Origin of the sequence: Suttonella ornithocola (genome assembly GCF_001889065.1) — a bacterium.
In the GTDB taxonomy this organism is placed as follows: domain Bacteria; phylum Pseudomonadota; class Gammaproteobacteria; order Cardiobacteriales; family Cardiobacteriaceae; genus Suttonella_A; species Suttonella_A ornithocola.
Genome location: NZ_LWHB01000194.1, coordinates 1 through 7,451, shown reverse-complemented (window position 1 = coordinate 7,451; position 7,451 = coordinate 1). Strand labels below are relative to the sequence as shown.

Here is a 7,451-nt window from a genome sequence, read left to right as displayed (position 1 = left end):
AGTATATAAAGGTGTCCCAGCACCTACCAATTTAACTGTTCCGCCTTATCATTTTACTAGCGATAATGTAGTTGTTATCGGCGAAGGAGCAAAAAATGGCTAATCCGTATAAAACAACAGGTTTTCTAGGCTGGATTGATGATCGTTTTCCACTTTCTGTTTTATGGAATGATCATTTAGCAAGATATTATGCCCCTATTAACTTCAATGTATGGTACTGCTTTGGCGTACTCTCTATTGTTGTATTAGTTAACCAACTCTTAACAGGGATTTGGTTAGCAATGTTTTATAAGCCTAGTGCTGTAGAGGCGTTCGCTAGTGTCGAATATATTATGCGTGATGTCGACTTTGGGTGGCTTATTCGTTATTTACATTCAACAGGTGCTTCAGCTTTCTTTGTAGTGGTTTATCTTCATATGTTCCGTGGTTTACTTTATGGTTCTTATAGAAAACCAAGAGAATTGGTCTGGATATTTGGTTCGTTGATTTTTTTATGCTTAATGGCAGAGGCATTTATGGGGTATTTACTTCCTTGGGGACAAATGTCTTTCTGGGGAGCGAATGTTATTATCTCTCTATTTAGCGCTATTCCTTATGTTGGTGATCCAATTGTTACCTTTATTCAAGGTGATTTCTATATTTCAGATGCAACTTTAAATCGCTTCTTTGCGATGCATGTTATCTTGATTCCGCTAGTGCTTGTTATGTTGGTTGCAGCGCATATTATAGCTTTACATGAAGTAGGGTCTAATAACCCAGATGGTATAGAGATTAAAGAAAATCTAGATGAGCGTGGCGTTCCTAAAGATGGAATACCTTTTCATCCTTACTATACAGTTCATGATCTTTACTATATTGGTATTTTCCTCTTTATTTTTGCGGCTGTAATCTTTTATTTACCCGAATTCTTTGGTTACTTCTTAGAGCATGCTAATTTTGAACCAGCAGACCCACAAGTAACGCCAGCGCATATTGCACCTGTATGGTATTTTGGCGCATTCTATTCAATCTTACGTGCAATGACTTGGGACTGGTTCGGTGTACCTGCAAAATTATGGGGCGTTATTGCAATGTTTGGCGCAGTGTTTATGATTTTCCTACTTCCTTGGTTAGATCGCTCACCTGTAAAATCTATTCGCTATAAAGGTCCTATTTTTAAAATAGCATTAACTTTATTTACTATAGCATTCGTTATTTTGTTATACCTTGGCACTCAGCCACCTACTAATGTAGTTAAGATTTGGGCACAATGGATGACTCTCGTATATTTTGCTTTCTTCTTACTAATGCCTTTTTACAGCAAAATCGATAAAACTAAGCCATTACCAAAAAGGGTGACAAAATGAAACTAAAAAAAATCATTATGACATTAATAGGTAGTGTTGCTATTGGTCAAGCAATTGCTGCTTCTGAAGGCAATAGTTATCCAGATCAGCCATTTTATGCTGATATTCATAATCAAGAATCTTTACAGCGTGGTGCAAAATACTTTGTCAATTATTGCTCAGGTTGTCATTCACTGGAATATCAACGCTATAATCGCACCTTTAAAGATTTAGGAATTGATCCTTCTATTGGTAAAGATACTCTTATATTCACAGGTGCTAAAGATGTTAATCAAATGCATATTGCTATGACATCAGAGGAAGGAAGCAAATGGTTTGGTAAGGCACCTCCAGATCTTTCACTGATGGCTCGTGCGAAAGGTGGAAAGTATATTTATAATTATCTTCAAGGATTTTATATAGATGATAGTCGCCCTTTAGGATTTAATAATTCCGTTTTTGCTGGTGCAAGTATGCCTAATCCATTGTGGCAGCTACAAGGTTTACAAAAACCAATCTATGAAGAACATAAGAATTGTGAAGGTAGTGACTGTGAAGTAACAAAAATTTTAACTGGATTTGAACCAATAACAAAAGGGACTATGACTCCAGTTGAATATCAACAAGTAACTTATGATCTAACTAATTTTCTTACTTATGTTGCAGATCCTTCTGCCTTACAAAGAGCTAAGTTAGGTCCTTGGGTGCTAATATTTATTGCTTTATTAACAGTGATTTTCTATTTATTGAAGCATGAATATTGGCGAGATGTGCATCCTAAACATTAAAAATTATAGGCACTGAATGAGTATTATTAGTCAAAAACGTGGAGGGTTGGTTTTATTAAGTAGCCCTAAGCATGTTTCTAGTCATAGAATTCGATTGATTTGTCATGCAAAAGATTTAGAAATAGAGTATGTTGATATTGATGCTGATAATCTTCCTGAAGATCTAATAGAAATTAATCCTACAGGAAAACTTCCAACATTATTAGATAGAGATTTAGTATTATTTAATGACAGAGTCGTTTCTGAATATCTTGATGAACGCTTCCCTCATCCTGCTCTTATGCCTATTGAAGCAAATCTCCGAGCAAAAATAAGACTTTTTTGTTTAGAAATTGAAGATCAATGGTATGAATTGGTAAATCAGCTTGAGCATGAAAAAGTTAGTCCAACTAAGAAAAAAGGAATACAAAAAAATTTAAGAGATTTTGTCATCATGATGTCGCCCATGATGAAAAATGGTAATTACATGATGGGTTCAGAATTATCACTTTTAGATTGTTGTATTTTACCCGTTTTATGGCGCTTAGAAAGTTTAGGAATTGAATTGCCTAAAACCACAGCTACTCAGCCATTACAGAAATATATGGCATTTCATTTTAAACAAGAGTATTTCAAAAAATCTATGTCTAAATATGAACTCTCCTTGAGAGAAACTATATGAATGAAATTACTATGACAGATCAAAAGCCTTACTTATTAAGAGCAATTTATCAGTGGATTATTGATAATAATTGTACGCCTCATCTTGTCATAGCTTATCCAAAAGCTGGTTGGGTTTCTGGTGTACCCAACCAATTTCTAGAAAATGATACACTGGTTTTAAACATTTCTCCGACAGCCTCTCCTGATATTACTATAGAGAATGAAGTTATATATTTTTCCACACGTTTCTCTGGTACACCTCATAATGTTAGTGTTTTGATAGAGTCTGTAGTAGGATTGTTTGCTAAAGAAACTCAGCAAGGTATGGGGTTTGACGTTTCTCCTAATTTAGAGAATGGACCTAAAAAATTAGAAAAATTTGAAAGTCTTAAAAAGACAGCATCGCATTTAAAAGTTATAAAGTAATAGATTATAGATAAATGTCTTTAACTCGTATACAGCGTTAGCTCGTTTTTCCGTACTGAGGTTGGCTATCTGTGATTCGTCAGTTTGTATGTAAGCCATAGCAGGACTCCCAAAAAATGCATACAGAACTTGGGAATAGGAGAGATAGTTTTCAAAGTGGATATTTAGTTAAGGTTGTATGCAATTTTTTGGGAAATTGGCTATTATACAATAATTTCTAATGTCTTACCTAAGATGAATTAAGCCATTTTATGACAAGAGAAAGCTATCGTTGCAATTCCATTAGAGATTAATTCGATCGCTAGTAAAATTCCTAATAGGCTAGTAGCTAATTGTGGGTAGTCTGAAAAAATTAGGATTGCTAGTAAAATAGAAACCGCTGCAGATAATAGTAAAGGCCAAAATAGGGCTGTTTTTCGAATAGCAAAAGCTATGAAAATTTTACCAATACCTGTGAATAAAAATAAGATACCTACTGCAATAGTCAATGCTAATATTCCACGTAGTGGGTTAGCTAAAAGTTCAATACCAAGTAATACTCCTACTACACCGTTGATAACGGCAAATAATTTTGAAGAAGTAAAAGGTGCGTTAAAAAGCGCTACAAATTCTAATACCCAGAAAAATAAAAATAGCCAACTAGCTAATTGTTCTGCTGCTAAGGTAGCGCTAAAAGGATTAAATAGCGCTAGTATTCCTCCAATGACTGAGGCAATTCTAATAAACATGATAAAATTACATTTCATACGTCCTTCAGTTAATTAAAAATGCTAATCCTTAACCAAAGTTATTATAATCTTTTATTTATCTTCAGGATTTAGATGAATGATTATTTGATAGAATGGAAAAAAACGGTTGGAATTGGTAAGAGGATTTTTTAATGAAGAAATTTTTAGCAATAATTTTTGTGTTATTGGGAGCTTGTGCTTCTCATCCCCCTTTAGATCTTGTAGAGAAAGTGGATTTAGAAAGGTATATTGGCAGATGGTATGAGATTGCGCGTTTACCGCATCGTTTTCAGGAAGGGTGTTTACAAAGTCAGGCAGATTATCACCGTAATGAAGATGGCACTATTCGTGTTCTAAATAGTTGTACGACGAAAGATGGAGAGAAATCTGCAAAAGGGCTTGCCAAAGTGGTCAAAAATACGGGAAATGCGCAGCTGAAAGTAAGCTTTTTTCGTCCGTTTTGGGGAGATTATCAAATCATAGCGTTGGATAAAGATTATCAAAGTGCAATGGTAGGTGCGCCAGATAGAAAATATTTATGGATATTAAGTCGAATACCAGATTTAGACAATGCAACGCTCAATCGTTATTTAGAGAAAGCGAGAAATCAAGGTTTTAATATTGGAGAGTTGGTTTATGATAGTACGAAATGAACTGGTTGAAGTTGACGTAAAAGAAGTTTATGGTGTTACGGCCATTACGAGTAATTCTGATGAACAAAAAGAGGAAACAGCAAAAATTGGTGTGCTTTGGCAAAAATTTATGACAGATATTCAACCGCATTTGTCAGATAGTGCTAATATTTACGCAGTATATAGCCATTACCGTAGTGATGTGAATGGAGAATATCAGATATTAGTAGGGAGTGATGAGAAAAGTATTTCGTCTACTCATCAACAGGAAATTGATTCAGGTTGGTATCGACGTTTTTCTGCACAAGGAACGTTGCCTGAAATAACGATTCGTTTATGGCAGGAGATTTGGCGTTTTTATCAAGAAAATCCACATGAAAAACGGGCGTATCAAACTGATTTTGAATCTTATGACGCGGTAGATACAGTCAGTATTTATATTGGTGTATTAAATCCACATGACAGTGAGTAAAAAAGGAAACCTATGGCGTTAATCGTACAAAAATATGGTGGTACTTCAATGGGTTCAATAGAGCGCATTGAAAACGTTGCCGAACGTGTTATCAAAGCACGCAAAGCAGGGCATGGTGTGGTAGTGACTGTATCTGCTATGAGTGGGGAAACTAATCGTTTAATTGCTCTTGCACATGATATTACAGGACGACCAACTCCCCGCGAAATGGATGCGTTAATGAGTACTGGAGAGCAAGTCTCCATCGCTCTACTGGCAATAGCATTAAACAAGCGTGGCTATCCTGCAATATCGTTAACGGGATGGCAAGTTGCAATGAATACTGATCGTGCGCATATGAAAGCGCGAATTACTGGGATTGATGATCAACGTATTCGTGAAGCACTATCATTAGGAAAAATTGTTGTAGTAGCCGGTTTTCAAGGTATTAGCCCTGATAAAGATATTACAACATTAGGACGCGGTGGTTCTGACACGACAGCTGTTGCGCTTGCTGCTGCATTAAAGGCCGATGAATGTCAAATTTATACTGATGTTGATGGCGTCTATACAACTGACCCTCGTGTTGAGCCAAAAGCACGAAAATTAGATAGAATTACTTTTGAAGAGATGCTGGAAATGGCAAGCTTAGGTTCAAAAGTTTTACAAATTCGGTCTGTAGAATTTGCTGGCAAATATAAAGTCCCATTAAGAGTTTTATCTTCTTTTGAAGAAAATGAAACTCAAGGCACACTTATTAGTTTAGAAGAGGAAAACCCTGTGGAATCAGCTGTAATAACTGGTATTGCGTTTAGTCGTGATGAAGCTCAAATTAATGTCGTAGATGTCCCTGATGAGCCAGGGATTGCTTATAAGATATTGGGACCTGTTGGTGATGCAAATATTAACGTTGATATGATAGTTCAAAATATTGGAGAAAATCATAAGACAGACTTTACCTTTACTGTTCCTCGTGGAGATTATGAGCATACCATTGAAATTTTAAATAAGAATTTAGCTGATATTGAAGGAGTCAAAATCGAGGGTTCAGAAATTGCTAAAGTTTCTGTTGTTGGGGTAGGTATGCGTTCTCATGCAGCAGTAGCTAGCACAATGTTTAAAACGTTAGCCAAAGAAGGCGTAAATATTAGAATTATTACTACTAGTGAAATAAAAATTTCGGTAGGGATTGATGAAAAATATTTAGAATTGGCAGTTAGAGCTTTGCATGATGCTTTTGGCTTGGATAAGCCTGCGGCTTAATTGTTATTTAAATATAAGCGCCTATGAGGCGCTTTTTTAGTAAGAAAAATGAAACGAATTAATTGGTATTTTAGGAGGGATGGGTCCTCAGGCGACATTAGATCTTTATCAACGAATTATTGATTTAACGTCAGTAAATACGGATCAAGAACATATTCCTGTGTTAATAGATAGCTACCCTCAGATTGAAGATAGAACAGCTTTTATTTTAGGAAAGGGTCCTGATCCTACAAATAAGCTAATCGAAAGTGCTCAGCGGTTAGAAAAAGGTGGTGCACAAGCAATTATTATGGCTTGCAATACAGCGCATTATTTTGCAGATAGTATTCAAAATGCTACCAATATTCCTTTGCTTCATATTGCAGAAGTTACGTTAAGTAATTTGAAAAAATCTTTTTCTCCCTTTACTACAATCGCAGTATTAGCAACTGATGGCACACAAAAAGCAGGTATTTATCAAGACGTATTAGAAGCTAATTAATATCAAGTCGCTGCTATCACAGCAGAACAACAAAAAACCATCATGAAAATTATTTATCAAGGGGCGAAACGTGGGCAGATTAGGCAATATGCTAATACACTACAAAGACTTATTGAAACAATACCCGCAGATATTTTTTTGTTAGCTTGTACAGAGCTACCTTTATTCTTACCTTATATATCGGCGACAAATAAGCAGCTTATTGACCCTACAGAGATATTAGCAAAAGCTGCGATTGATTTTGCTTTAGATTTATAAAATATTGCTCTGCTTTAATTTATATCTATTAGAATTTTCTGTATTTATGATTTTTTAAAAATATTTTTGATATAGTTTAATTTTTTGGTAGTGGTTTGAAAAGTATGCTGGGTTAAGAAATAAAAAAGACAACTTGGAAAAAGATGATAATTTGGAGTTATGAAAACACAAATTACAATCAGCTGCCCAAGTTGCCTAAGCCTCAGTATAAAAAAGAATGGACGGAAAATCTATGGTAAGCAAAATTACCAATGCAAAGATTGTCATCGACAGTTCATTGATAAAATGGATTTAACTTACCAAGGCTGTCAAAGGCATATTGATGCAAAAATACGTCTAATGCTTGTTAGAGGCTGTAGTATTGCTGATATTATGGTTATTGAGAAAGTCAGCAAATATAAAGTGCTAAATGTCTTAGCGAAATCTAACTGTGAAATAAAACCTACACAAAACGCCW

General features: G+C 35.2%; 11 protein-coding genes. 10 read left to right on the top strand and 1 reads right to left on the bottom strand.

Features of this window, described 5'->3' with window-relative positions:
- Nucleotides 1-95 precede the first annotated feature (95 nt).
- Genes A5N85_RS12620 through A5N85_RS12605 form a run of 4 tightly spaced genes read left to right on the top strand, consistent with a single transcriptional unit; the run spans nucleotide 96 to nucleotide 3,181 of the window.
- The gene (locus tag A5N85_RS12620; RefSeq protein ID WP_072577525.1) at nucleotides 96-1,346 is read left to right on the top strand and encodes a cytochrome b; all 1,251 of its coding nucleotides are present in this window, start codon (nucleotides 96-98) and stop codon (nucleotides 1,344-1,346) included.
- The gene (locus tag A5N85_RS12615; protein ID WP_072577524.1) at nucleotides 1,343-2,113 is read left to right on the top strand and encodes a cytochrome c1; all 771 of its coding nucleotides are present in this window, start codon (nucleotides 1,343-1,345) and stop codon (nucleotides 2,111-2,113) included. The genes A5N85_RS12620 and A5N85_RS12615 overlap by 4 nt, the downstream gene beginning before the upstream one ends.
- A gap of 16 nt (nucleotides 2,114-2,129) precedes the next feature.
- The gene (locus A5N85_RS12610) at nucleotides 2,130-2,774 is read left to right on the top strand and encodes a glutathione S-transferase N-terminal domain-containing protein (RefSeq protein WP_072577523.1); all 645 of its coding nucleotides are present in this window, start codon (nucleotides 2,130-2,132) and stop codon (nucleotides 2,772-2,774) included.
- Nucleotides 2,771-3,181 carry a stringent starvation protein B gene (locus A5N85_RS12605; RefSeq protein ID WP_084601794.1) on the top strand — a complete coding sequence of 137 codons (411 nt, stop codon included), beginning with the start codon at nucleotides 2,771-2,773 and terminating at the stop codon, nucleotides 3,179-3,181. The genes A5N85_RS12610 and A5N85_RS12605 overlap by 4 nt, the downstream gene beginning before the upstream one ends.
- Before the next feature lie 239 nt (nucleotides 3,182-3,420).
- Here A5N85_RS12605 and A5N85_RS12600 read toward each other — a convergent pair whose 3' ends face one another.
- Nucleotides 3,421-3,927, bottom strand: coding sequence for an HdeD family acid-resistance protein (locus tag A5N85_RS12600; protein WP_072577522.1), 507 nt, complete (start codon nucleotides 3,925-3,927; stop codon nucleotides 3,421-3,423).
- A 134-nt stretch (nucleotides 3,928-4,061) separates the two neighbouring features.
- Between A5N85_RS12600 and A5N85_RS12595 the strand changes: the two genes are divergently transcribed.
- The 6 genes from A5N85_RS12595 to A5N85_RS12575 all read left to right on the top strand — a co-directional run.
- Entirely contained in the window at nucleotides 4,062-4,562 is a 501-nt protein-coding gene (locus tag A5N85_RS12595) for a lipocalin family protein (protein ID WP_072577521.1), read from the top strand.
- Nucleotides 4,546-5,013: a GyrI-like domain-containing protein gene (locus A5N85_RS12590; protein WP_072577520.1), complete on the top strand. Its 468-nt coding sequence runs from the start codon at nucleotides 4,546-4,548 to the stop codon at nucleotides 5,011-5,013. The genes A5N85_RS12595 and A5N85_RS12590 overlap by 17 nt, the downstream gene beginning before the upstream one ends.
- A 12-nt stretch (nucleotides 5,014-5,025) precedes the next feature.
- A complete protein-coding gene (locus tag A5N85_RS12585; RefSeq protein WP_072577519.1) occupies nucleotides 5,026-6,255 on the top strand; it encodes an aspartate kinase in 1,230 nt (409 codons plus the stop codon).
- A gap of 61 nt (nucleotides 6,256-6,316) precedes the next feature.
- Nucleotides 6,317-6,736 carry an aspartate/glutamate racemase family protein gene (locus A5N85_RS18140; RefSeq protein ID WP_484419716.1) on the top strand — a complete coding sequence of 140 codons (420 nt, stop codon included), beginning with the start codon at nucleotides 6,317-6,319 and terminating at the stop codon, nucleotides 6,734-6,736.
- A 42-nt stretch (nucleotides 6,737-6,778) separates the two neighbouring features.
- A complete protein-coding gene (locus A5N85_RS18135) occupies nucleotides 6,779-6,994 on the top strand; it encodes an aspartate/glutamate racemase family protein (RefSeq protein WP_084601792.1) in 216 nt (71 codons plus the stop codon).
- 159 nt (nucleotides 6,995-7,153) lie between these two features.
- The coding region (locus A5N85_RS12575) for an IS1/IS1595 family N-terminal zinc-binding domain-containing protein (RefSeq protein ID WP_072577518.1) at nucleotides 7,154-7,451 on the top strand (298 nt) is incomplete at its 3' end.

What these genes read in the sequence shown, in the direction of transcription:
- A5N85_RS12620 (WP_072577525.1), top strand. Translation starts at nt 96, where the DNA reads ATGGCTAATCCGTATAAAACAACAGGTTTTCTAGGCTGGATTGATGAT.
- A5N85_RS12615 (WP_072577524.1), top strand. Translation starts at nt 1,343, where the DNA reads ATGAAACTAAAAAAAATCATTATGACATTAATAGGTAGTGTTGCTATT.
- A5N85_RS12610 (WP_072577523.1), top strand. Translation starts at nt 2,130, where the DNA reads ATGAGTATTATTAGTCAAAAACGTGGAGGGTTGGTTTTATTAAGTAGC.
- A5N85_RS12605 (WP_084601794.1), top strand. Translation starts at nt 2,771, where the DNA reads ATGAATGAAATTACTATGACAGATCAAAAGCCTTACTTATTAAGAGCA.
- A5N85_RS12600 (WP_072577522.1), bottom strand. Translation starts at nt 3,927, where the DNA reads ATGAAATGTAATTTTATCATGTTTATTAGAATTGCCTCAGTCATTGGA.
- A5N85_RS12595 (WP_072577521.1), top strand. Translation starts at nt 4,062, where the DNA reads ATGAAGAAATTTTTAGCAATAATTTTTGTGTTATTGGGAGCTTGTGCT.
- A5N85_RS12590 (WP_072577520.1), top strand. Translation starts at nt 4,546, where the DNA reads ATGATAGTACGAAATGAACTGGTTGAAGTTGACGTAAAAGAAGTTTAT.
- A5N85_RS12585 (WP_072577519.1), top strand. Translation starts at nt 5,026, where the DNA reads ATGGCGTTAATCGTACAAAAATATGGTGGTACTTCAATGGGTTCAATA.
- A5N85_RS18135 (WP_084601792.1), top strand. Translation starts at nt 6,779, where the DNA reads ATGAAAATTATTTATCAAGGGGCGAAACGTGGGCAGATTAGGCAATAT.